23 protein-coding genes and 4 pseudogenes are annotated in these 23,808 nt (G+C 59.1%); 18 read left to right on the forward strand and 9 right to left on the reverse strand.

Going from position 1 to position 23,808, the window contains the following annotated elements:
- Positions 1-33: 33 nt before the first annotated feature.
- Both QMK51_RS15795 and QMK51_RS15800 read left to right on the forward strand, forming a co-directional pair.
- A complete protein-coding gene (locus QMK51_RS15795) occupies positions 34-459 on the forward strand; it encodes a VOC family protein (protein ID WP_258696079.1) in 426 nt (141 codons plus the stop codon).
- A pseudogene (locus QMK51_RS15800) lies at positions 456-1,282 on the forward strand (amidase family protein). Before QMK51_RS15795 ends, QMK51_RS15800 begins: the two are co-directional and overlap by 4 nt.
- On the opposite strand, the gene QMK51_RS15805 reads toward QMK51_RS15800, so the two are convergent.
- The 4 genes from QMK51_RS15805 to QMK51_RS15820 form a co-directional block, all read right to left on the reverse strand.
- A complete protein-coding gene (locus QMK51_RS15805; protein WP_320390830.1) occupies positions 1,261-1,872 on the reverse strand; it encodes a GGDEF domain-containing protein in 612 nt (203 codons plus the stop codon). The pseudogene QMK51_RS15800 and the gene QMK51_RS15805 overlap by 22 nt on opposite strands.
- Before the next feature lie 74 nt (positions 1,873-1,946).
- On the reverse strand, positions 1,947-2,525 hold the full coding sequence (locus QMK51_RS15810; protein WP_320390831.1) for a hypothetical protein: 579 nt from the start codon (positions 2,523-2,525) through the stop codon (positions 1,947-1,949).
- A gap of 1 nt (position 2,526) precedes the next feature.
- Positions 2,527-4,695: a xanthine dehydrogenase family protein molybdopterin-binding subunit gene (locus QMK51_RS15815; protein WP_320390832.1), complete on the reverse strand. Its 2,169-nt coding sequence runs from the start codon at positions 4,693-4,695 to the stop codon at positions 2,527-2,529.
- 27 nt (positions 4,696-4,722) lie between these two features.
- Positions 4,723-5,178 (reverse strand): (2Fe-2S)-binding protein, encoded by a 456-nt coding sequence (locus tag QMK51_RS15820; protein WP_320390833.1) that lies wholly within the window; start codon positions 5,176-5,178, stop codon positions 4,723-4,725.
- 378 nt (positions 5,179-5,556) lie between these two features.
- Between QMK51_RS15820 and QMK51_RS15825 the strand changes: the two genes are divergently transcribed.
- Positions 5,557-6,060: a VOC family protein gene (locus tag QMK51_RS15825; RefSeq protein WP_320390834.1), complete on the forward strand. Its 504-nt coding sequence runs from the start codon at positions 5,557-5,559 to the stop codon at positions 6,058-6,060.
- Positions 6,061-6,094: 34 nt separating this feature from the next.
- Positions 6,095-6,928 (forward strand): AraC family transcriptional regulator, encoded by an 834-nt coding sequence (locus tag QMK51_RS15830; protein WP_320390835.1) that lies wholly within the window; start codon positions 6,095-6,097, stop codon positions 6,926-6,928.
- A gap of 190 nt (positions 6,929-7,118) precedes the next feature.
- Here QMK51_RS15830 and QMK51_RS15835 read toward each other — a convergent pair whose 3' ends face one another.
- Complete coding sequence (locus QMK51_RS15835; protein WP_320390836.1) at positions 7,119-7,706, reverse strand: LysE family translocator; 588 nt, start codon at positions 7,704-7,706, stop codon at positions 7,119-7,121.
- A 213-nt stretch (positions 7,707-7,919) separates the two neighbouring features.
- Between QMK51_RS15835 and QMK51_RS15840 the strand changes: the two genes are divergently transcribed.
- The 7 genes and pseudogenes from QMK51_RS15840 (at position 7,920) to QMK51_RS15865 (ending at position 12,598) form a co-directional block, all read left to right on the forward strand.
- Positions 7,920-9,113 carry a PAS domain-containing sensor histidine kinase gene (locus QMK51_RS15840; RefSeq protein ID WP_320390837.1) on the forward strand — a complete coding sequence of 398 codons (1,194 nt, stop codon included), beginning with the start codon at positions 7,920-7,922 and terminating at the stop codon, positions 9,111-9,113.
- 217 nt (positions 9,114-9,330) lie between these two features.
- A complete protein-coding gene (locus QMK51_RS15845) occupies positions 9,331-9,543 on the forward strand; it encodes a DUF1059 domain-containing protein (protein WP_205889300.1) in 213 nt (70 codons plus the stop codon).
- 245 nt (positions 9,544-9,788) lie between these two features.
- A complete protein-coding gene (locus tag QMK51_RS15850) occupies positions 9,789-10,079 on the forward strand; it encodes a hypothetical protein (protein WP_320390838.1) in 291 nt (96 codons plus the stop codon).
- 498 nt (positions 10,080-10,577) lie between these two features.
- Positions 10,578-10,940 (forward strand): DUF6124 family protein, encoded by a 363-nt coding sequence (locus tag QMK51_RS15855; RefSeq protein WP_320390839.1) that lies wholly within the window; start codon positions 10,578-10,580, stop codon positions 10,938-10,940.
- 107 nt (positions 10,941-11,047) lie between these two features.
- Positions 11,048-11,530, forward strand: a pseudogene (locus QMK51_RS15860) (integrase core domain-containing protein); the annotation flags it as partial.
- A gap of 37 nt (positions 11,531-11,567) precedes the next feature.
- Positions 11,568-11,757 (forward strand): annotated as a pseudogene (locus QMK51_RS29005) (hypothetical protein); the annotation flags it as partial.
- A gap of 40 nt (positions 11,758-11,797) precedes the next feature.
- The gene (locus QMK51_RS15865; RefSeq protein WP_320390840.1) at positions 11,798-12,598 is read left to right on the forward strand and encodes a hypothetical protein; all 801 of its coding nucleotides are present in this window, start codon (positions 11,798-11,800) and stop codon (positions 12,596-12,598) included.
- Between the two features lie 67 nt (positions 12,599-12,665).
- On the opposite strand, the pseudogene QMK51_RS15870 reads toward QMK51_RS15865, so the two are convergent.
- Positions 12,666-12,953: pseudogene (locus QMK51_RS15870) on the reverse strand (integrase core domain-containing protein); the annotation flags it as partial.
- Positions 12,954-13,078: 125 nt separating this feature from the next.
- Here QMK51_RS15870 and QMK51_RS15875 point away from each other — a divergent pair.
- From QMK51_RS15875 to QMK51_RS15890, 4 genes are all read left to right on the forward strand, one after another.
- The gene (locus tag QMK51_RS15875) at positions 13,079-14,017 is read left to right on the forward strand and encodes a methylated-DNA--[protein]-cysteine S-methyltransferase (RefSeq protein WP_320390841.1); all 939 of its coding nucleotides are present in this window, start codon (positions 13,079-13,081) and stop codon (positions 14,015-14,017) included.
- 46 nt (positions 14,018-14,063) lie between these two features.
- Positions 14,064-14,876 carry an isocitrate lyase/phosphoenolpyruvate mutase family protein gene (locus tag QMK51_RS15880; protein WP_320390842.1) on the forward strand — a complete coding sequence of 271 codons (813 nt, stop codon included), beginning with the start codon at positions 14,064-14,066 and terminating at the stop codon, positions 14,874-14,876.
- Between the two features lie 74 nt (positions 14,877-14,950).
- The gene (locus tag QMK51_RS15885) at positions 14,951-15,568 is read left to right on the forward strand and encodes a DNA-3-methyladenine glycosylase (protein ID WP_320390843.1); all 618 of its coding nucleotides are present in this window, start codon (positions 14,951-14,953) and stop codon (positions 15,566-15,568) included.
- 180 nt (positions 15,569-15,748) lie between these two features.
- On the forward strand, positions 15,749-16,237 hold the full coding sequence (locus QMK51_RS15890; RefSeq protein ID WP_320390844.1) for a GFA family protein: 489 nt from the start codon (positions 15,749-15,751) through the stop codon (positions 16,235-16,237).
- A 29-nt stretch (positions 16,238-16,266) separates the two neighbouring features.
- Here QMK51_RS15890 and QMK51_RS15895 read toward each other — a convergent pair whose 3' ends face one another.
- Positions 16,267-16,875, reverse strand: coding sequence for a tRNA-(ms[2]io[6]A)-hydroxylase (locus QMK51_RS15895; RefSeq protein WP_008010271.1), 609 nt, complete (start codon positions 16,873-16,875; stop codon positions 16,267-16,269).
- 159 nt (positions 16,876-17,034) lie between these two features.
- Here QMK51_RS15895 and QMK51_RS15900 point away from each other — a divergent pair, with 159 nt between their 5' ends.
- A complete protein-coding gene (locus tag QMK51_RS15900) occupies positions 17,035-17,898 on the forward strand; it encodes a universal stress protein (protein ID WP_320390845.1) in 864 nt (287 codons plus the stop codon).
- Between the two features lie 94 nt (positions 17,899-17,992).
- On the opposite strand, the gene QMK51_RS15905 is transcribed toward QMK51_RS15900, so the two are convergent.
- Positions 17,993-18,463 carry a DUF1289 domain-containing protein gene (locus QMK51_RS15905; protein ID WP_048394589.1) on the reverse strand — a complete coding sequence of 157 codons (471 nt, stop codon included), beginning with the start codon at positions 18,461-18,463 and terminating at the stop codon, positions 17,993-17,995.
- Positions 18,464-18,871: 408 nt separating this feature from the next.
- Here QMK51_RS15905 and acnB point away from each other — a divergent pair, with 408 nt between their 5' ends.
- Positions 18,872-21,481 carry a bifunctional aconitate hydratase 2/2-methylisocitrate dehydratase gene (gene acnB, locus QMK51_RS15910; RefSeq protein WP_320394526.1) on the forward strand — a complete coding sequence of 870 codons (2,610 nt, stop codon included), beginning with the start codon at positions 18,872-18,874 and terminating at the stop codon, positions 21,479-21,481.
- Between the two features lie 148 nt (positions 21,482-21,629).
- Positions 21,630-22,310: a glycosyltransferase gene (locus QMK51_RS15915; RefSeq protein WP_320390846.1), complete on the forward strand. Its 681-nt coding sequence runs from the start codon at positions 21,630-21,632 to the stop codon at positions 22,308-22,310.
- A 12-nt stretch (positions 22,311-22,322) separates the two neighbouring features.
- Here QMK51_RS15915 and QMK51_RS15920 read toward each other — a convergent pair whose 3' ends face one another.
- The gene (locus QMK51_RS15920; protein ID WP_320390847.1) at positions 22,323-23,603 is read right to left on the reverse strand and encodes a serine/threonine transporter; all 1,281 of its coding nucleotides are present in this window, start codon (positions 23,601-23,603) and stop codon (positions 22,323-22,325) included.
- Positions 23,604-23,808 lie beyond the last annotated feature (205 nt).

The following is a 23,808-nucleotide window of genomic DNA, read 5'->3' on the forward strand; positions in this document are numbered from 1 at the left end:
GGTCTTAACTCTCAACCCGTCGAGGCACGTCCGATGCAACTGTCCCCTTTTCACTTAGCCATCCCGGTTTACGATCTGGCCGCTGCCCGGCGCTTCTATGGTGAAGTGTTCGGTCTGGAAGAAGGTCGCTCCAGCGATCACTGGGTCGATTTCAACTTTTTCGGCCATCAACTGGTGATTCATCTGGCCCCGAAAAACGCTTCTCAGGAAGCTGCCCATACCAACGCCGTGGATGGCCACGACGTACCGGTGCCGCATTTCGGTGTGGTATTGGGAATGGAGGAATGGCAGGCGCTGGCCGAACGCTTGAAAGCCCTGGGTACGCACTTCGTGATCGAGCCGGGTATCCGCTTTCAGGGATTGGTGGGCGAACAAGCCACGATGTTTCTCTTCGACCCCTGCGGCAATGCCTTGGAGTTCAAGGCGTTCAAGAACATCGACCAGTTGTTTGCCAAATGATCCGCCCGTCCCTTGACGCTACGGCCCTCAGCGAAGCGGTGGTCAATGGCGATACAACCGCTGCCGCCATCGCCGACGCCTTTCTTGAACGCATTCAGGCGCACGAGCCGGATATCCAGGCCTTCGTTTCGTTCAATGCCCGGCAGGTTCGCGCCGATGCGGCGCAAAACAATGGCCGTGGCCTGTTGGCCGGCGTACCCGTGGGCATCAAGGACATCTTCGACACCGCTGCCTATCCGACGCAATTCTATTCGCCCATCTATACCGGCCATCAACCGTCCCGGGATGCCCACGTAGTGACGCTGCTGCGCCAAGCCGGAGCACTGATGTCAGCGAAGTGCGGCTACCGGATGAGTTTGCCGCTGTGTTCGACGATCATCAGTTGATCAACGATTGCGAAGGTGCCCGCTCGCTGGCGAAGGAGTTCCAACAACACCGGACACAATTGAGCCCCTCGACACTGGCAATGTTCAATCGAGCGGCGGCGACAACATGGGAACAGGAATCCGCCGCCAAGAGCCGTTTGGCAGCCCTTGCACCGCAACTGAATGAGCTTTGCCAACCCTTCGACGCGATGCTCGGCGCCTCATGCGGGATGGTCGCGCCGGTGGGCCTGGAAAGCACCGGACCGTCGGATTTCATCAAGTTCTGGGGAGCGTTCGGCTGGCCGCAGGTGAATATCCCGCTGCCTCGCGCCGAAGCGCAACTGCCGACCGGACTGCAGATGATCGGGCGGTTCAGGCACGACGGCTCGTTATTGCGAACGGCATCCCGAATTGCAGCGGACTTGCGGGGCAGCCCTCAAAACTCAACCTGGCCTTGATGACGAACCTCATCAAGCGCCAGCATCAGGCCATCGACTGTTTTGTGATGGTCGGGATCGAATTCGATTTGCGCGACACTGAAGCGAATGTCATAGCCACGATGCACCGTGGCATTGCGCTCATCGAGCATTTCTTCGAGCCGCGTCCTGATCGCGACGATCTCCACCGCGTTGGCGCCGGTCAACAAGGCGGCAAACTCATCACTGCCCAACCGGCCGATCACATCGCTTTCACGAAAGGCGATACGCAGCACATCGGCGAAGGTTTTCAGGGCATTGTCGCCCTCGGTGCGGCCGTACAGCCGGTTAATGCGCTTGAAGTGATCGAGGTCGAAAAACAGCAGAGTCGCGGGCTTGCCCATCTGCTGACAGGCCTCCAGCCCCAACCGGGCCAGGGCCTCGAAGCCATGACGATTGGAAAGCAGCGTCAACTCATCCATGCTCGCCATCTGCACGCCCATCAGCTCTTGCTCGGCCTTGCGCGACAAGTCGCGCAGTACCTCGCGATCCTGCACTGCGCTATCGAGCGCGTTCGGCGTGTGCATGTCTGCGCCAACGCCGGGTTTGACCGGTTTGTCTGGGGTTAGCATTACTCACTCCCTTGATGGATATGAACGTTAGAGTCGTTCACACCCGGTTTGACTCCCTATAAACGCGCCGCTGGTCAGCTACCCGCCACCGGACACGGCCCTCCAGCGTCCGCCCAGCGTTTGAACTGGGTGACAAAGATGTCGTGAGGCACCGGCACCGGCGCCCGCCCCTCACCCGGATTCCAGCCCCAGAGCACCAGCTTGTCGTCACTGACATGCTTGATCAACGCCGCGAAATCACGATCGCCATTACTGGAGCGGTCCTTGATCATCGCGCACAACTTGTCGGCTGGCAGACCGATCCAGGCCATTTTGTGCGCGGCCGGCGGCAGGCTCCAATGCGGCGCCCCGGGCGGAGCATGAGGGCCATAGCTGGCCGGCGGATTGCTTTCGGCATGGCACGTAGCGCACGGCAAACCGGCGGCCCCCTTACCGTCCATCCCGCGAACCACACGCATCGCATGAGGATTGCCGGCATCGAATTGCAACGGCGAATCACCGGGAATATGACAGTTCTGACAACGCGGGCTCTGGAACACCTTCTGCACCGTCTCGAACGCCTTCACCACCTCCTTATCGTCAGCGAACAGGTCCGAGGCATAGCCACTCAGCCCGATCAGCACCACTGCGCCCAGAACCAGATGTCGCCTCATCTCACACCCCCGACAGTTGCAGCGGCAGTTCCCGCAGACGCTGCCCGGTCAGGGCAAACACCGCATTCGCCACGGCCGGCGCCACGGGCGGCACCCCGACCTCGCCGATGCCGCCGGGTTTATCGCTGCTGGGGACGATATGCACCTCGACCACGGGCATCTCGTTCAAGCGCAGTACCTGATAGTCATGATAATTGGACTGCACCACCTGACCGTCCTTGAACGTCAGCTTGCTGTGCAAGGTAAATCCGAGACCGAAGGTGATGCCTGACTCCATCTGCGCGGCGATGCTCTGCGGGTTGACCGCAATGCCGCAGTCCACCGCGCACACCACCCGATGCACACGAATCGCCAGGTTGTCCTGCGACACCTCGGCCACCTGGGCGACATAACTGCCGAAAGACTCATGCACCGCCACGCCCAATGCGTGGCCGTCCGGCAATGGCGCTTTCCAGTTGGCTTTCTCCACCGCCAGATTCAGCACGCCCAAATGCCGTGGATGCGCCTTGAGCAAGGCTCGTCGGTACTCCACCGGATCTTTGCCGGCCGCCTCTGCCAGTTCATCGATCAACGACTCCATGACGAATGCGGTGTGGGTGTGCCCCACCGACCGCAGCCACAGCACGCTGATGCCGGTTTGCGGTGAATGCAGTTCGACCTGATGATTGCCCAGCCCCTCAAGGTAAGGACTGTCGGCCACGCCTTCGACGGAGGTTTTATCGACGCCATCCTTGACCATGGTCGCCGCAAACGACGTCCCGGCCATGATCGACTGCCCGACCAGCACATGCTTCCAGGCCATCGGCATGCCGTCGGCACCCAGCCCGATGCGCGCCTGATGCAGGAACGCCGAGCGATAGTAACCGCCGCGAATATCATCCTCTCGGGACCAGACGGTTTTCACCGGCTCGCCCGCCGCCTTGGCGACATACACGGCTTCGCTGACAAAATCCGAGGTCGGGTTGGCCCGACGGCCGAAACCGCCGCCGAGGAATTGGGTGTGGATTTCGACCTGTTCGGGTTTGAGCCCGGTGATCTTCCCCGCGATCATTTGATCAAGGGTCTGAAACTGTGTGCCAGTCCAGATTTCGCATTTATCCTTGGAGATTTTCACCGTGCAATTGAGCGGTTCCATCGGCGCGTGGGCCAGGTACGGCACGCTGTACTCGGCCTCAATCGTCTTCGCCGCTTTACCCAGCATCGCCGCCGCATCACCGGCCCGGCTGGCCGAGGTGCCGGGGGTGGCGGCGAGTTTACGGAAGCTTTCCAGCAGCTGTTGGCTGTCCAGTCCGGCGTTCGGCCCCAGGTCCCATTCGACCTTCAGCGCATCGCGCCCCAGCTTCGCCGCCCAATAATGATCGGCAATCACCGCGACCCCCGTGGGCACCTGCACTACTTTGTGCACGCCCGGCACCGCCAGCGCTTCAGCGCCTTCGAAGGATTTGACGCTGCCACCGAACACCGGTGGGCGAGCGACCATCGCCGTCATGAGCCCGTCGAATTGCACGTCCATGCCGAACTTGGCGCGCCCGGTGATTTTCTCCGGGGTGTCGAGGCGCTTGGTGGGTTTGCCGATGACCTTCCAGTCCTTGGCTTCCTTGAACTTGATCGAGGCCGGGTCCGGCGCCGGCAGCTTGCCGGCGTCATCCGCCAATTCGCCGTAAGTGGCGCGCTTGTCGCCGGCGATGACCACCCCCGACTCGGTGCGGATCTGCGAAGGTGCGACGTTGAATCGCTTGGCCGCCGCCTCGATCAACATCAAGCGCGCCGCCGATCCGGCCTGGCGATAGCGATCGAACTCCATCCAGGTCGAGGTCGAACCGCCGGTGATTTGCATCCCGCCAAACGCCGGCAGGCCATAGTCGGCGGCCGAGGCCGGTGCATGTTCGACACGGATTTTCGACCAGTCGGCGTCCAGCTCTTCGGCAATCAACATGGTCAGGCCGGTCCAGATGCCCTGGCCCATTTCCGAATGGCCGAGCAGCACGGTGATGCTGTTGTCGTTGCCGATGCGTAAAAAGGCATTGGGCGCGAAGACGTCTCCTTGATTCTCGGCGCCGATGGCAAAGCGATGGCCGCCAGGGATGACAAACGCCACCACCAGACCGCCACCCAACACGGCACTGCCCTTGAGAAAGCCACGACGCGAGACAGGGTTGATGCTGTTCATTGCTCAGACTCCTTTCAACACGTGGCCTCAACCGATCTCGGCGGCGCGTTTGACCGCGGCGCGAATTCTTGGGTAGGTGCCGCAGCGGCAAATATTGCCGGACAGCGCCCGGTCGATGTCGCTGTCCGTAGGATTGGGGATCTTTGCCAGCAACGCTGCCGCCGACATGATCTGCCCGGATTGACAATAACCGCACTGGACCACATCGAGCTCGGCCCAGGCTTGTTGCACCGGGTGCGAGCCGTCGCTGGACAGGCCTTCGATGGTGAGAATTTTCTGCCCGTGGGCCACTGCCGTGGCGGGGGTGATGCAGGAGCGCAGCGGCGCGCCGTCGACGTGTACGGTGCAGGCGCCACACTGGGCCATGCCGCAACCGAACTTGGTGCCCGTCAGGTGCGCAACATCGCGCAGCACCCAGAGCAACGGCATGTCCGCCGGGACATCCAGTTCCTGGTCCTTGCCATTGATGTTAAGGGTCAGCATGGCGGATTTCCTCAGACTCACGGTGTTCTGAAGGGGCGCCTCTACCGCGACGCCATTATTTTTCTGTAGGAGCGAGCGGTGCGGCGATCCGACTTGCCTGCGAAGAACGATAACGCGGGGTGACAGAAATGACGCCCTCGCGAGCAAGCTTCGCTCCTACAAGTTCAGCGGGATTACGCGCGCCTTGGGTTATCCCTACAGCTAAGCGCAATTTGACCCACAAGCCATGTTCATCGACCACCGGTCACCCCCGCCCCGTAGCAGCTGCCGAGCTGCGCGAGGCAGCTGCTACGGATTCTCGATCTACGGCGCCCCCTGTCCACGACGGACTGACTACGCTGATAATCCAGCGTGCTCAACCTGCCGAGGACAACCGCCATGCAACGCTTTCCAAAACTCACCCCCTGCCTGTGGTTCGACGGTCAGGCCGAAGCGGCGGCGAAGTTTTATTGCTCGATCTTCGATCACTCGAAAATCACCGCCATCACCCATTACGGCAAGGCCGGCCAGGAAATCCATGGCCGTGCGGAAGGTTCGGTGATGACCGTCAGTTTCGAGCTCGATGGCCAGACCTTCACCGGACTCAATGGCGGGCCGGTGTTCACCTTCAACGAAGCGGTGTCGTTCCAGGTCAATTGCCATAACCAGGAGGAAGTCGACCACTTCTGGGGCAACCTGTCTGCCGGAGGCCCGGTGCAGGCGCAGCAATGCGGCTGGCTGAAGGACAAATTCGGCGTGTCGTGGCAAATTGTGCCGGTGGCGCTGATGCACATGATGCAAGACGCCGACACGGCAAAATCCCAGCGTGCCATGCAAGCGATGTTGCAGATGAAAAAGCTCGACATCGCCGAACTGGAACGAGCCTTTGCCGGCCAGAGCTAATACACTCGGTTGCTGGCCTGTCGAGGACACCGAGATGAAGCACACCGTCGCCAAAGTTGCAGACAAAGCCCCGCGTTTCTGGCGTGACGACGCCCTGCCCTTCATCGAAGCCCGTTCCATCGACGACGGTCGCGAGGTCTGCTACGCCCGGCATTCCCACGAACACTTTTCCATTGGTGCGATCACCGCCGGGCGCAGCACCTACCTCCACGAACAATCGGAGTTTCAGGTCAGCGCCGGCACCGTGGTGTTGATGAACCCCGGCGATGTACATGCCTGCAATCCGATCGACGACCAGCCCTGGTCGTACCTGATGCTGTATGTCGAAACACCCTGGCTGACCGATTTGCAGCATCAGCTCGGCTTCAGCCAGGACTCGGCGTTTCGCCGGTTTTCCGTCACCCACAATCGCGACGTCGAGCTGTTCGCCGGCCTGAAGCACTTGTACCAGGTGTTGGTCGATCCACAGCACGACGTGCTGCGTAAACACAGTGCGGCGGTGGAGTTTTTCACCGAGGTGCAACAGCGGCTCAACCCCATCGATCAACCGCTGCGCGAACCCAATTTCAAGCTGGAACGGGCCGCCGACTATATCCGCGACAACTGCACGCACCTGCTCAAGCTCGAGGACATTTGCGAGGCGGCGCAACTGTCGCCGTCCTACCTGATCCGCGCCTTCAAGCAGCATTACGGTATGACGCCTCATGCGTTCCTGATCAACCGACGCATCCAGTTCGCCCGGGACCGACTGCGCAGCGGCAGGTTGATCGCCGATGTGGCGCTGGAAGCAGGGTTTGCCGACCAGGCGCATTTTCAGCGCGCATTCAAACAGCATCTGGCGGCGACACCGGGGCAGTATCGCGGCTAACTCATCCTCCCTCGCCACAAGCCTTGATGGGTGGAACTGCCACAAAAATCCCTGTGGGAGCGGGCTTGCCCGCGATAGCGGTAGTCCATTCGACATCATTGTTGGCTGACCAGACGCCATCGCGGGCAAGCCCGCTCCCACAGGGAAAGCATTGGCAATAAGAGTTGTGCCGGGAACCAACATCGCAAACTTACGGCAACAGCAAATACCCCGCACTTACCGCCAGCAACAACGCCATGCCCCGGTTGAACAACCGCATCCCCGCCGGATTGCTCAGGTAGCCACGTAAAAACGTCCCGGCATACGCCCAGCAACCCACCGACAGATAGCAGATCACCAGATACACCGCCGCAAACTGCCATACCAGCCGCGCTTCGCCATCGGCGACAAACGCGCCCATTCCCGCCACGCAGGCCAGCCAGGCTTTCGGGTTGAGCCATTGCATCACCGCGCCATACAGCATCGACGGTGCCCGCCCCGACTCTTTGGCATCGAGATGACCGTTGTCCGTGGCCAATTTGAAGGCCATAAATAGCAGAAACGCCACCCCGGCCAGTTGCACCACTCGGGTCATGAACGGCCACAACTTCAGCACCTCATGTAACCCCAACCCCATCAACACCAACAACAGCACGAACCCAAGCGTCGCCCCGGCCACATGCCGTTGACTGGCGCGAAAGCCGAACTGCGCCCCGGAACTCAACGCCACGATGTTCACCGGCCCCGGTGTAATCGAAGCCGCCAGGGCAAACGCCGCCATGGAAAGAATCAGACTCATTGCATACCTTCTTCAATTCAGTTGAACCAGGCCTCAAGGTAATGAGGCGCCTGAACGCCGTATTGAAGAAAACACCCCTCTCCTGTCATTCGCAGTGGGTACCCCAAACCTCGCGGCCTGATAATCGCTGCGAAAGTTGTAAATCTTGAGGGCTCCTGTGCGAGTGGTGTCTATAATTTTCCAGATATCGGCCCCATTGGTCAGTGAATACAAATGCCCGCAGATGACGATTCGCTGCCCGGTTCTGAAATTCTCTTCGACGAAGCTGAATGTGGCTTGCTGCTTACCGCAGAAAATGGCCAGATCGCACAGGTCAACCTCACCTTCTGCCGCTGGATTGGCTACCGCAGGCAGGAGCTGCTCGGTCGTCACATCCAAGACCTGATGAGCCCTGAAGAGAGGACGTTTCATCGGACGTACTGGGCGCCCCTTATGCAAATCCAGGGCGTGATCGCTGATGTCAAATTCGATCTCGTTCACTACAACGGACATTCAATTGCGATGATGCTCAGCGCCATCCGTTGTGAGAGCTCTGCTGGCATATTTCATGAAATGACGCTGTTCAAAGCGGAAGATCGGCAAAGGTACGAGCGCGAACTGCTCAATGCCCGAATGCTCGCCGAAAGACATTTGGCAAAACACCTCAAGGATCAACGGGTAATGGATATTACCCAAGACAAGCTGCGCATCACTTACGCCGCGGCGGAAGACAGGGCCCTGTTCGCCGAGCAGCTTATCGGGATTGTCAGTCACGACCTGCGCAACCCCTTGTCGGCGATAAAAATGGCCACGGAACTGCTGGGCCGCAGGGAGATGGACACTAAACAGGCACAAATACTTGGCCACATCACCCACTCGGCAGAGCGCGCACAGCGTCTGGTGGCTGACCTGTTGGATTTCACCTTGACGCAGGTCGGGCGAGGTATCGCGGTCCTGCCCAAACCCGTCGATCTGCACGAACTGGTGGCCGACTGCCTGGACGAATTGAGCCTGGCGTTCCCCGGGCATGAGTTGACCCACCTGCGTGATGGGCAAGGTGACTTTACCGCCGACAGTGATCGGCTCTATCAACTCATCGGCAACCTGGTCGCCAATGCAGTCGCCTACGGTGCTGCCGATAGCGGAGTCACCGTCTCTTCGTGCATCGAAGATCGAGCAGTCATTATTACAGTGCACAACATTGGCACCCCCATACCGCCGGAGTTGCTCAAGGACCTGTTCGAACCGATGATCCGTGGCAGTCATGACAATGCTGAACTTAGAAGCGTCGGGCTGGGCCTGTTCATTGTTCGTGAGATCGCAAGGGCGCACGACGGCGACGTGGCTGTAACGTCTTCTCTAACGAGCGGAACGACATTCACTGCCACCTTTCCTCGCACCGTAAAAACCAACGAAGATCCCCTGTAGGCGCTGCCGAAGACTGCGATCTTTTAAACCGCCGAAGATCAAAAGATCGTAGCTTTCGGCAGCGCCTACGGTCGTTGCAAGACTGTCGCGATGCGCCTTGTGGCGGGCCTATACTTTAAAAGTCGGCACATTCGATGCGACTCGATGTATGGGGTGGCGCGTCGAGTGATCGTTCACGCAGGCCACGGCCTGCCTTCGTCGTAGGGAGGAGAAGATCATGGCGCGTAAATACATCGACTGCCGCGAGTTTCCAAGCGATTCCAAATGCTCGGTCGCCCTGTCCGCAGACTCTGAAAACGAACTGCTCGAGGCCGCTGCACAGCATGCGGTCAGTGTTCACAAGCACACCGACTCACCGCAACTGCGTGCTCAACTGAAAACGATGTTTCACGACGGTACACCCCCTGTTGAAGCACCACGTCCCGCTTGATAAGCATAAAAAGGGACAGACCACGATTTCAGGCATATGCCGAGCAATCGTGGCCTGTCCCTTGTTTCCCGGTCTGTCCCTTGTTTCCGCGCTTTCGGCCAAAAGTGGCCGGTGGTCGTTGCATTTCGCTCGCCGCCGGGCGTTTGGCTAAGCTGAATAAATCGGGACGAACTGAAACCTGAGTGATAGCGGCCATTAGCGGATCTGGATTGGCATCAAGACGGTAACTCCTAAAGGAGACGACCATGTATGCGGTTATAAGAACCTACCTGGGTGCTGGAGCAAAGCAGCTTTTCGATCTTTTGGAAGAGCGCAAGGCCGACGTCGAAGCGACCCTGCGGGTAGTGCCTGGCCTGGTAAGTTACACACTGCTGAATACAGGTGATGGCGGTACGGCGGTGACTGTTTGCACGGACAAGGCTGGCAGCGATGCGAGCTTGAAAGTTGCGCGCGACTGGATTCAGAAAAACGCATCGAATATCCACGCGAACCCGCCGATCGTGACGGAAGGTCCGGTCATTGTGCAGATCAAATAACACGTTTTTTATCCCAACCAGAATGACAAAGGAGATCCCCCGTAGGAGCTGCCGAAGGCTTCGATCTTTTGATCTTGATTTCACCCGGACCACCGAAAATCAAGATCAAAAGATCGCAGCCTTCGGCAGCTCCTACAGGGGAGCTTGGGTGTTTAGCGGAGCTTGTTTAATGTGGCTGCGCGTTACTTCCTGAAAGCTACAGCGTCTTGCGTCATTGCCTACGACTACGCCAGAATCCGCCGGCTTGTGCGCTTTGGCCCTGGCCTCTATCGTTTCCCTGCCACTGCCTATCAGTGGTCGGGTTTAGTCGCCCGTCGTTGCTAAGTCGCATAAGTGCCATTCAGTCAGGTATCCCATCCCTGCACTTAATGGTGGCTGTGCGCAGGGCACTCTCGGGTGCGCCGATTTCTTAGCTCGTCGGTCGACTAACCTGTGCACAGCTGCCTCCCATTCGTTTAGTCGCGAACTGGTCGCAGCCTCACTTTGAGAGTTAAGACAATGTTCAAGATCACACCTAATCCACCGGAAACCGACGACGACGTTTCCCCCTACGAATCCATCGACTCAAAAAAGCTCCACGACGCGGCGGAACGCGCGCTCGATCATTACCTCAAGCCCCCTAAAGAACCCGCTGCTGCCCGTAAACCCAGCAGAATGTTCATCGTCGCCCCCGACATGGATACCGAAAGCTTGCTGGCCCATGCCTGCGAATCACTCGCATCAGCCAGTGTCATGCTCAGTGATTTTGCAAACCTTCTGGAAAACCCGCATCGCAACACCATACTGGGGATTCAGCAGAACATCATGCTGGGCGAGCTGGCGGTGAACCGGGCGCTGGACAATATCGATCCGCAGAATTAGTCGCTTCGTCTGTTGAAAAAACGGCCTTAACCAAGGCCGTTTTTTATGGGAGTCCCATTAACCAACACAAGTGTACGGCGATTTGCGTCCACCGCTGTATCTAGGTCGGTTTTGAGTTTCGTTGCGAGGACGGCGTCAAACTGAGCGTGACCTTCGCCCTGGATTGCTGTGATCGCGAAGCCATCGGCTGGGTCGCCAGCCCTACCGGATACAGCGGTGATGATATTCGCGACTTGATGTTGGAAAGCGTGGAGAAGCGCTTTGGTGATCAACTGCCCACCACGCCGGTGCAATGGCTAAGCGACAACGGTTCGGCCTACACCGCCGAACAGACACGCCTGTTTGCTCGACAGATCGGCTTGCAGCCGGTGACCAACCCAGTTCCCAGCCCGCAGAGCAACGGTATGGCCGAGACTTTTGTGAAGACGATCAAGCGTGACTACGTAGCGCACATGCCCAAGCCGGATCGAGAAACGGCGCTACGTAATCTGGCAATTGCCTTCGAACACTACAACGAGCAGCATCCACACAGCGCCTTGAACTATCGCTCACCGAGGGAGTTCAGGCGCTTGGCAGCAGCATCAATTTAACGGGGAGTTGGTGTCCGGTTTAGTAGGGGCAAGTCCAAAGCCCTACATAGAAGATACGTGGGTCAAAGTGGCAGGGTGGCTGGAAACGCTGTATGGGTAAGGGGTTTGAGGATGAGGACGCCTTTTGTTCAGGTAATCACGTCGATTTCAGCACCTTCAAAATGTCTGATGGCCGTAGTTGCACCATCTACCCAGGCTGTAACGAAAATAAGGAAACAACCCCATGACGCATAGAGAAAATCTGCACATGACAAGAGGAGAAACCTTATGAAGAGTGCAGTTATGGGCCTGACTTTTACGGGTTGCATGATGCTTTTGGTTGGCTGCACGGCCACGGCGTCTGACAAGTCGAACACCTTCACCTTCACTGCGGATCTACCGAAAAATTTCGCCTACGTCGCGACGGTGAGTTACGTGCCAGCTAAAGGCCAAACGTGCGACTTGGGTAAGCGCGACAATCTAGATTCGCAATTCAACCGTGAGTGGCGAAAGGAGTACAAGCAGGATTCGCAGATTGAAATACGACGCTCCAGTAAGGGCTGTGAGTTGGTGATCAATCAGATAGACCTGGAAATCAATGCTACCTATGGTGATGATTTCGGAGACATGGGGAGAGACTGGGCAGGAGTTTCCGTGCGCGAGGATCTCTTGAACATGGACAAAGGAGTCTTCAACACTGCAGGCGAGAGCGAGTTTTCTGGCCAGTGCCAATGGATGTTCCGCACGGCTGGTGGTTTGCGTCGACTGACAAAAATTCTCGACTGTAAAACATACGATCCGGCTGGAAAGCCAATACCAGGTAAGCCATCTGCCGCCTATACCCTGGATCAACTCCCTGGGAAAACCGTACGGTTGAAAATCAATCTCGCTGATGAAGAGCGACCTTACATGAAGGATACCTGGGTCAAAGTAAGCGATGGCTGGAAGCGCTGCATGGGCAAAGGATTCAAGGATCAGTACGCATTTTGCTACGGCAACAACAAGGACTTCAGCAGTTTTATTATGCCGGATGGGCGTAGTTGCACCATTTACCCTGGATGCACCGAAAACAAGGAAGTCACTCCATGACAGTAAAGCCTATAAAGACGTGGGAAAAACCATTTTTCAATAACCGCATACACGCCTGCTGTAGTGGTCAACTAATCCCGGACACGACGTTAAGTTTTTTCTCGGCCTGAGCTGGGGCCAGCCCATCGTTGAACTGGTGCGGTCGAATCCAGTTGTACCGATGCATCAGATAATGACTGATGTCTCGATGCGCTTCTTGAGCCGTCATGTAGCCCACGGTCGGTATCCATTCAGTTTTCAAGTTGCGAAAAACGCGTTCCATCGGCGCATTATCCCAACAGTTTCCACGACGGCTCATGCTCTGGCGCATGCGGTAACGCCAGAGCCGTTGGCGAAACTGGCGGCTGCCATATTGATGGCACGACGGGCCTGATCTTTCGGACCTGCACAATCGATGTAGGGTTCTCTATCGATTTCCAGTACGAATTCTCTGTCGATTTTCCGGTGGAGGCGCCAAGCGACGCGGCTTATGCTCAACCCATGAACCTACAAAACGCTGTGCTTCCGCCCCACGCCGAGATGGTTCGCGCCATGCTCGAACGCGACACCGCCTACGAGGGGGTGTTCTTTACCGCGGTCAAAACCACCGGCATCTTCTGCCGCCCCAGTTGCACGGCGCGCAAACCGAAGCCGGAAAACGTCGAGTTCTTCGCCCATGCCGATGAGGCGATGTCGGCGGGTTATCGGGCCTGCCTGCGGTGCAAGCCGCTGGACGCCGCGGCCATCGCGCCGGACTGGGTGCAGCGACTGCTCACATCCGTCGACGCGGATCCCGACCTGCGCTGGACCGATGCCCAGTTGCTCGCCGAAGGCATCGAACCGCTGAGCGGCTTTCGCGATGCGTTTCAAAAGTCGTTCCACATCACGCCCGGCCGCGCCGCCCACAGCGAGCCACTGCTGTTCACCCGGCTGACCACACCGCTGGGGCCGATGATCGCCATGGCCGAACAGCGTGGGCTGGTGCTGCTGGAGTTTCTCGATCGACCGGCATTGACCAGGGAAATCGAAGAACTGCAGAACCGTTACGGCTACGCCGTGGCACCCGGTCACAACGGGCATTTGCAGCAGATCGAAGAAGAACTCGCGCAATATTTCGCCGGCAAACGGAGCGAATTCAACGTGCCACTGCACCTGCCCGGCAGCGCTTTCTCCAAACAGGTATGGGCCGAACTGATGAAAATCCCCTATGGCCAAACCAGCACTTATGGTGCCATCGCAGCACATCTGGGCAAACCCGGCGCCAGTCGCGCCGTGGGCATGGCCAACGGACAAAACCGTCTGGCGATTGTGCTGCCCTGTCATCGGGTGATCGGCGCAGACGGCTCGTTGACCGGCTATGGTGGTGGACAACCGCGCAAGGCCTTTCTGCTCAGACTGGAAAGCGCCGCGGTGCAAATCACCCAACAACTCGCATTCTGATCACTCCACCGTTTATTCAATAACAAGTCATAAGGAAGGACATTCGATGGACACACTCGACACTCAATTCCATCAACTGCACCAGAGCGGCCTGCTGATTCTGACCAACGTCGCCGACGCCACCGGAGCGCGACTGGTGGAACAACTGGGCAGCAAAGCCGTCGCCACCAGCAGTGCGGCGGTGGCCTGGGCTCACGGTTATCCGGATGGCAACACCTTGCCGCTGGAACGGCTGGTTTCCACTGTCGAGTCCATCGCCCGGGTCATCAGCGTGCCGTTGAGCGTGGACATCGAGGCGGGTTACTCCGATGACCTGGGGCGAGTGGCGGAGGTGATCGACGCCGTCATCGCCGCCGGTGCCGTGGGGATCAATATCGAGGACGGTGCTGCCCCGCCCGAGCTGCTGGCCCGCAAAATCGAAATCGCGCGCCAGGTCGCCAATCGCCGGGACGTGAAGCTGTTCATCAACGCCCGCACTGACGTGTACCTCAAGGGCCTGGTGCCGGCCGAAGATCGCGTGGCAGAGACGCTCAAGCGGGCCGCGTTGTATCAGGCGGCCGGTGCCGACGGGCTGTTCGCCGCTGGCGTCACGGCGGCGTACGAGATCGACGCCCTGTGCCAGGGCACCACGCTGCCGGTGAACGTGCTTGGCTTCCCGGGCCTGCCTTCACCTGAAGAACTGCAAGCTCTCGGTGTGCGCCGTTTGAGCGCAGGCTCAAGCATCGCCGAATTCCTCTACGGCGCCATGGCAGGCCTGGCCAAAAGCTTTCTGCAAACCGGCACGCTCGACAGCAGCCACCTCAAGGCGTTCACCTATGGTCAAGTGAACGCCCTGCTGGCCCCGACCGGGAAAGTTTGACCGCAAGCAATGGAGTGCGACGCCGCGGGGGGGCGACTAATCTTCCCGCAGTCACCCGCCCCTCAGGATGCTCCATGCCCGACACCTATCAACTGGCCAGCGAATTCCTCTCGGCCCTCGATGCCGACTGGCAACGCCACATCAGCACCATCGGCCCCTGCCTGCATCAGCCCCATGCGGCTCGGGATCCTTATGAGTCGCTGGTGCGGGCGATTGCCTATCAGCAACTGCATGCAAAGGCCGGTGATGCGATTGTCGGCCGGCTGCTGGCGTTGTTTCCCCAGAGTACCTTCCCAAGACCCGAGCAAATTCTGGCGACCGACTTCGAACAGATGCGTGGTTGCGGCTTTTCCGCCAGCAAGATCGCGACCATTCAAGGCATCGCTCAGGCGGCTCTGGACGGGGTGGTGCCGAATTACGCCACGGCGCTGGCCATGGACGATGAAGCGTTGATCGAGCGCTTGACTACCTTGCGCGGGGTAGGTCGCTGGACGGTGGAAATGCTGCTGATTTACAGCCTGGAGCGGCCGGACATTTTACCCGCCGACGACTTTGGGGTGCGTGAGGGTTATCGGCGGTTGAAGGGGCTGGAGGTACAGCCAACGCGTAAGCAGATGATTGAAATCGGGTTGGCGTGGCGCCCTTATCGGACCGTGGCGGCGTGGTACTTGTGGCGGGTGCCCAGCCGGTAGACCGCGTTATCGTTTTTCGCGAGCAGGCTCGCTCCCACAGGGAATTTTCTGTGCACACATTATGTGTGAACACTGAAGATCAAATGTGGGAGCGAGCCTGCTCGCGAAGGCGCCAGACCAGCCACCATACATTCAACTGTCCAGAAACGCTTACCATCCCAAGCCCCATCGGAGGTCCCCATGCAGCTCGAAGGCTCCTGCCATTGTGGCGCGGTGTCGTTCAGCCTGACCAGCGCCCACCCCTACCCTTATCAGCGTTGCTACTGCTCGATCTGTCGCAAGACCCAGGGCGGTGGCGGTTATGCGATCAACCTGGGGGGAGATGCCCAGAGCCTCAAAGTGCGCGGTCGCAAGCACATCGCGATGTACCATGCGCGGCTCAAGGACGAAGGCGATAAACGCGCCCGCCACAGCACCGCCGAGCGGCATTTCTGTTCCCTTTGCGGCTCGGGGTTATGGCTGTTCAGCCCTGAATGGCCGGAGCTGATTCACCCGTTTGCCTCGGCCATCGACACTCCCTTGCCGGTGCCGCCGGAGCACAGCCATCTGATGCTCGGCTCCAAGGCGCCGTGGGTGGAAGTCGAGGCGCATCCGGGCGACCGGCAATTCGACGTCTATCCGGAAGAGTCCATCGCCCAATGGCATGAGCGCCTGGGGTTGAGTCGTTAGGCCGTTTTGCAGGTGGCGTACACCCAATCTCACGCCGCTACCGGCACACCGCTGTGAAAGCGAAACTCCACATCCGGCGACTCGATCAACGCCTGCTCGGCGTCACGAACCTTGTCGATCACCTGGGCGATGTCCTTGGCGTCACCGTACTGATAGGCCAGTTTCAGGTAACCCTGGAAATGCCGCGCTTCGCTTTTCAGCAGGCCGAAGTAGAACTTGCCCAACTCTTCATCCAGATGCGGCACCAGCGCCTCGAAACGCTCGCAGCTACGGGCCTCGATGAAGGCGCCGACCACCAGCGTGTCCACCAGTTTCACCGGTTCGTGGCTGCGCACCACTTTGCGCAGGCCCGAGGCGTAACGCCCGGCGGACAACTGACGCAGCTCGATCTTGCGCTTTTTCATCAGGCGCATGACCTGTTCATGGTGCACCAACTCTTCCCGGGCCAGACGCGACATCAGGTTGATCAGGTCGACGTGGGAGTGGTACTTGGCAATCAGGCTCAACGCCGTGCTGGCCGCCTTGAATTCGCAGTTTTTGTGGTCGATCAGCAGGGTTTCCTGATCCGCCAGCGCAGCCTGGACCCAGCCATCGGGCGTGCGGCAGCCGAGGAACTCGTGAATTTCGGGAAGGATCATGGGGCTCACGGATAAAAGGTTCAAAACGAAGGGCGCCGATTATACCGGCCTGCCGACAGACCACCAGCCGCGACCGTTGATGTGCATCAAGTCGCGAATGCCCGACCAGCAACTATAGTTGTCCAACGCAGTGATTTTACCTTCCTGGAGATCCCGATCATGCAAGCCATTCGCAGCATCCTGGTGGTCATTGAACCCGAACACTCGGAAAGCCTGGCGCTCAAACGGGCCAAATTGATCGCTGGCGTGACCCAGGCTCATCTGCACCTGCTGGTCTGCGATAAAAAGCACGACCATAGCGCGATGCTCAGCGTGCTCAAGGCCGCCCTGCTGGAAGACGGTTACAACGTCACCACCGAACAAGCCTGGAACGAAAGCCTGCACGACACCATTATCGATGTGCAGCAGGCCGAAGGTTGCGGGCTGGTGGTCAAGCAACATTTCCCCGACAGCCCGCTGAAAAAGGCCCTGCTGACCCCGGCGGACTGGAAACTGCTGCGCTACTGCCCGACTCCGGTGCTGCTGGTGAAAAACGCCAAACCCTGGACCGGCGGCGTGATCCTGACGGCCATCGATGTCGGCAACCTCGACGGCGAACACCGCACCTTGCACGCCAGCATCATCGACCATGGCTACGACATTTCCAGCCTGGCCAAGGCCCATTTGCACGTGATCAGCGCTCACCCATCGCCGATGCTGTCGTCGGCCGACCCGACGTTTCAGCTCAGCGAAACCATTGAGGCCCGCTATCGCGAGCAATGCAAAGCCTTTCAGGCCGAGTTCGACATTGATGACGACCACCTGCATATCGCGGAAGGTCCGGCGGATGTGTTGATTCCGTACATGGCCCATAAGCTGGGGGCCTCCGTGACGGTGATCGGCACCGTGGCCCGGACCGGGCTGTCGGGGGCGTTGATCGGTAATACGGCGGAAGTGGTGCTCGATGCGCTGGAAAGCGATGTGCTGGTGCTCAAGCCGGATACGGTCATGGATCATCTGGAAGAGATCGTGACCCAGCATTAAGCAAGATCAAAAGATCGCAGCCTTCGGCAGCGCCTACATGGATCGCATTCCCCTGTAGGCGCTGCCGAAGGCTGCGATCTTTTGACTTTAAAAATCAGCCGCCGAAAGCATCCTTGAGAAACCCCGGCGCAATGTAGCGCTGGTAATGCGCTTCAGACAGCAGGAAAAATTCCCGATCAATGGCATCGCGCAGTTCCGGCAGGTTCCAGTCGCGGAACTCCGGCAGCAGCACCATCCCGTAGGCTTCCAGATTGTTGATGACCCGTGCCCCACGGGCAATCAGCTGATAAGCCCAGCAATATTCCGACTGATGCGGCACAAAACGAATCTTGCGCTGCTCCAGCTGCAGGCGCAGCAACGCGGGATCGAAAATTTCCACCTTGCTGGCCATCACCTGCGACAACAGTTGCTCAAGACGCAGCCACACCGCGCGCTTTTCTTCCTCGTTGTAACCGTTCCAGTGAATCACTTCGTGGTGAAAACGCTTGCAGCCACGGCACACCAGATCACCGTAAACAGTTGAGCAGAGGCCGACGCAGGGGGTCTTGATGGTCTGATTGGGCATAGGTAGGCAAAACACGGGAAAGCAGAACAGGCCAGCATGTTAGCCCTTTGTCTAACATTCATCACCCCTCAAAGTTTTGGGGCGAACTTACCTTTAAATTTTTTTTGCCGTAGAATCAGCCAGCCTTTTAAGGCGCCAATGTCCGTTAGAAGCTGTTTTCAAAGCGTCACGAGCACAGTCGTTCCTTCAGAGCGGTGTTGGCGAAGGGTTTTTCCAGCGGGGAAAAGCCCAACGCCAACCCTCATCAGCTCCCCGTTCTGCAGGCGTAAAACTTTGAAAGCAGCTTCTGTAAGGAATTGCCGGTAATTCTGGCTAAGTGGCCCAAAACGCCACGCAGCGCATGAGTACGGCAATTTCGGGATGAGCGTCCCGGACACCCATTTGGGACCACTGATGAGGGTAATAACTGTGCTTGAAGCCTACCGCAAACATATCGAAGAGCGTGCAGCACTGGGTATCGTTCCCCAGCCGCTTAACGCCGAACAAACTGCAGGCCTGGTCGAGCTGCTGAAGAATCCCCCGGCGGGCGAAGAAGCCTTCCTCGTTGACCTGATCACCAATCGCATTCCGCCAGGCGTGGACGAAGCAGCCTATGTAAAGGCCGGCTTCCTGTCTGCCCTCGCCAAAGGCGAAGCAAAATCCCCTCTGATCGACAAGAAACGCGCTGTTGAACTGCTCGGCACCATGCAGGGCGGCTACAACATCGTGACCCTGGTTGACCTGCTCGACAGCGCCGAACTGGCCCCTGTCGCTGCCGCTCAACTCAAGCACACCCTGCTGATGTTCGATGCCTTCCACGACGTGGCTGAAAAAGCCAAGAACGGCAACGTTCACGCCAAAGGCGTTCTGCAATCCTGGGCCGACGGCGAGTGGTTCAAGAACCGTCCTGTGCTGGCCGACAAGATCAGCCTGCGCGTGTTCAAGGTGACTGGCGAAACCAACACCGACGACCTGTCCCCTGCCCCTGATGCCTGGTCCCGCCCGGACATCCCGCTGCACGCCCTGGCCATGCTGAAAATGGCGCGCGACGGCATCGTGCCGGACGTACAAGGCGTCACCGGTCCGATGAAGCAGATCGAAGAAATGCGCGGTCAAGGCTTCCCGATCGCCTACGTCGGCGACGTCGTGGGTACCGGCTCTTCGCGTAAATCGGCCACCAACTCCGTACTGTGGTTCTTCGGCGACGACGTTCCTCACGTGCCGAACAAGCGTGCCGGCGGTTTCTGCTTCGGCAGCAAGATCGCTCCGATCTTCTACAACACCATGGAAGATGCTGGCGCACTGCCAATCGAATTCGACGTCACCAACATGAACATGGGCGACGTGATCGACCTGTACCCGCATGCTGGCAAAGTCTGCAAACACGGCACCGACGAAGTCCTGACCACCTTCGAAATGAAAACCCCGGTGCTGTTGGACGAAGTTCGTGCTGGCGGTCGTATCCCGCTGATCATCGGTCGCGGCCTGACCGACAAGGCCCGTGCCGAGCTGGGCCTGGGCCCTACCGATCTGTTCAAACTGCCTGAAGCACCTGTCGACACCGGCAAGGGCTACACCCTGGCACAGAAAATGGTCGGCAAGGCCTGCGGTCTGCCTGAAGGCAAAGGCGTTCGTCCTGGCACCTACTGCGAACCGAAGATGACCACCGTCGGCTCTCAGGACACCACCGGTCCCATGACCCGTGACGAACTGAAAGACCTGGCGTGCCTGGGCTTCTCGACCGATCTGGTGATGCAGTCCTTCTGCCACACCGCGGCTTATCCAAAGCCGATCGACGTGACCACCCACCACACCCTGCCTGACTTCATCATGACCCGCGGCGGCGTTTCCCTGCGTCCGGGCGACGGCATCATCCACAGCTGGCTGAACCGCATGCTGCTGCCGGACACCGTCGGTACCGGTGGTGACTCCCACACCCGTTTCCCGATGGGCATTTCGTTCCCGGCCGGTTCCGGTCTGGTTGCGTTCGCCGCCGCCACCGGCGTTATGCCGCTGGACATGCCGGAATCGATCCTGGTGCGCTTCAAAGGCAAAATGCAACCGGGCGTCACCCTGCGCGACCTGGTTCACGCCATTCCTTACTTCGCGATTCAGGCTGGCCTGTTGACCGTGGAGAAGAAAGGCAAGAAGAACGCCTTCTCCGGCCGCATTCTGGAAATCGAAGGCCTGGACAACCTGAGCATCGAGCAAGCTTTCGAGCTGTCCGACGCTTCGGCCGAACGTTCGGCTGCCGGTTGCACCATCAAGCTGTCGAAAGAGTCGATCACCGAATACCTGAGCTCCAACATCACCCTGCTGCGCTGGATGATCGGCGAAGGCTACGGCGATGCCCGTACCCTGGAACGTCGTGCTCAAGCGATGGAAGCCTGGATCGCCAACCCTGAGTTGATGGTTGCCGATGCTGACGCCGAATACGCTGAAGTCATCGAAATCGACCTGGCCGACATCAAAGAGCCTGTGCTCTGCGCACCGAACGACCCGGACGACGCCCGTCTGCTGTCCAGCGTTGCTGGCGAGAAGATCGACGAAGTGTTCATCGGTTCGTGCATGACCAACATTGGTCACTTCCGCGCTGCCGGTAAGCTGCTGGATCAGGTCAAGGGTCAGCTTCCAACCCGTCTGTGGCTGTCGCCGCCGACCAAAATGGACGCTCACCAGCTGACCGAAGAAGGCTACTACGGCATCTACGGCAAAGCCGGCGCACGTATGGAAATGCCAGGCTGCTCGCTGTGCATGGGTAACCAGGCACGCGTAGAGCCGAACTCCACCGTGGTGTCGACGTCGACCCGTAACTTCCCGAACCGTCTGGGCGATGGCGCGAACGTTTACCTGGCTTCGGCCGAGTTGGCGTCTGTTGCTTCGATCCTGGGTCGCCTGCCGACCGTCGAGGAATACATGGAGTACGCTGGCAAGATCGACAGCATGGCGGCCGATGTTTACCGCTACCTGTCCTTCGACCAGATCGCCGAGTTCCGTGAAGCTGCCGCGAACGCCAACATCCCGGTCGTTCAAGCCTAACGCTGCAAAGCCATAAAAAACGCCGCCCATCGTGAGATGAGCGGCGTTTTTTTATGCCTGACGGCAAACGCCCAGCTACGCTTTGCCTGATAACGGCACCAGGACGGCGTGCCACGAGGCCTCACAGGCCTCAACTCAAGGAGGAGTCATGCGGGTCATCCTGATTGCCATCGGTTCGGCCGAAGACATTTTCCCCTTCATCGGCCTGGCCAATGCGCTGCACCTGCGCGGCCATCGCGCGACCCTGTGCAGCCTGCCGGCATTCAAGGCCACGATCGAACAGTACGGGCTGGAATTCGAGCCGTTATCCCGGGAAACCACCGGCGACACGCCCCGCCTCCAACGCTCGAAAAGCGCTTTGGCGGTGCAGTGGAATACGTTCTCCAGCCTGCTCGAGCCGACCTTTGACTACATCGCAGCGCGGCGCCACGAGGACATCGTGATGGTGGGCTCGTTCTGGGCGCTGGGCGCACGTGTTGCCCAGGAAAAATTCGGCATTGCCTACCTTTCGGTACAGATTTCACCGTTCTTGCGCGAGATCCACCGGCTGGCGCTGGACCAGCTCTGCGCCCCACGACTCAACGCCCTACGAGCCAGAAAGGGCCTGGACGGGACGGTCCAGCACGTGATCAGTCAATGGATGCATTCGCCGGAGGGCGTGATCAGCCTCTGTCCCGAGTGGTTCGCACCAAGGCTGGCCGATGCGCCGGCAACGCTGTGCAAGGCCTGCGAAAAAGCCGTTGCGGCCATCGAGCACTGTCATCAGCGAAGCAAAAGTCGCCTGAACAGGCATTCGAAGGGGACGATCAACCGGGGCAGCCTCGATTGATCGCCCGCTGTTTCAGGCGGTGAGCGAGTAGATCAACGCCGAAATGGCCACCAGGCCCACCAGCGTCACGAAGACGTTGGAGGCTTGGCCACGGTAACGAGCCATGGCCGGCACCTTGCGGATCGCATACATCGGCATCAGGAACAGGATCGCCGCGATGATCGGGCCACCGAGGGTTTCGATCATGCCGAGAATGCTCGGGTTCAGGGTCGCGACGATCCAGCAGACCACCAGCATGAACGCGGCGGTCAGGCGGTCCAGGGTCTTCGGCGCCGGGCGTTTGCCGCTCTTGACGATCAGGCCCTTCAAGCCTTCGCTGGCGCCGATGTAGTGGCCCAGGAACGACTTGGAAATGGCCACGAAGGCAATCAACGGCGCCGCGAAGGCGATGGTCGGATTGCTGAAGTGGTTGGCCAGGTACGACAGAATCGACAGGTTCTGCGCCTTGGCCTCCGCCAGTTGCGCCGGCGAAAGAGTCAGCACGCAGCTGAAGACGAAGAACAGCACCATCACCACCATCAACGCGTGGGCACGGGACAGGATCTGCGAGCTGCGCTCCTGGGCATGCACACCGTAGCGACGCTTCTGGTCCACCGCGAACGCCGAAATGATCGGCGAGTGGTTGAACGAGAACACCATCACCGGAATCGCCAGCCACAAGGTGTGCAGCAGCGCCGACGACTCAGGCAGCGTGGACGCGGTGCTGAGGATGCCGCCATTCCAGTGAGGAATCAGGAACACCGCCAGGAACAGCAACGCGACGATGAACGGATACACCATCAGGCTCATGGCCTTGACGATCACTTGTTCACCACAGCGCACCACCGCCAGCAGGCCGAGAATCAGCACGAACGACAGCACGGCGCGCGGTGGCGGCATGATGTGCAGTTGATGCTCGAGGAAACTGCCCACGGTGTTGGTCAGGGCCACGCTGTAGATCAGCAGGATCGGGAAGATCGCGAAGAAGTACAGCAACGTGATCAGCGCACCGGCCTTGATGCCGAAGTGTTCTTCCACCACTTCGGTGATGTCCGCGCCTTCACGGCCGGACAACACAAAGCGGGTCAGGCCACGGTGTGCGTAAAAGGTCATGGGGAACGCCAATACCGCCAGGATCAGCAACGGCCAGAAGCCGCCCAGCCCCGCGTTGATCGGCAAAAACAGGGTACCGGCCCCGATGGCCGTACCAAACAAGCCCAACATCCATGTGGTGTCATGGCGATTCCAGCTTGCAAGGCTCGCTGGTGTCGCCGTTACATAGCGTTCGCCGACGCTATTGGCCTGATCATTCATCCTGCTGGATCTCCGTTTTCCGGTCACTTGTCACCCGGTCAGGACGAGTCGGAAAAATCCGACAGGCAGCGCCCTGACCGAAACAGGGGCGCGATTGTCCGGGATTAATCAGCAGAAGCAAAGGCTTAGCTGAGCAATGGTAGTGCGGATCAGATGGGGTCGGCGCGGCGCGCTCTATGTAGCAGCTGCCAAAGGCTGCGTTCGC

Origin of the sequence: Pseudomonas sp. P9_31 (genome assembly GCF_034008235.1) — a bacterium.
Classification (GTDB): domain Bacteria; phylum Pseudomonadota; class Gammaproteobacteria; order Pseudomonadales; family Pseudomonadaceae; genus Aquipseudomonas.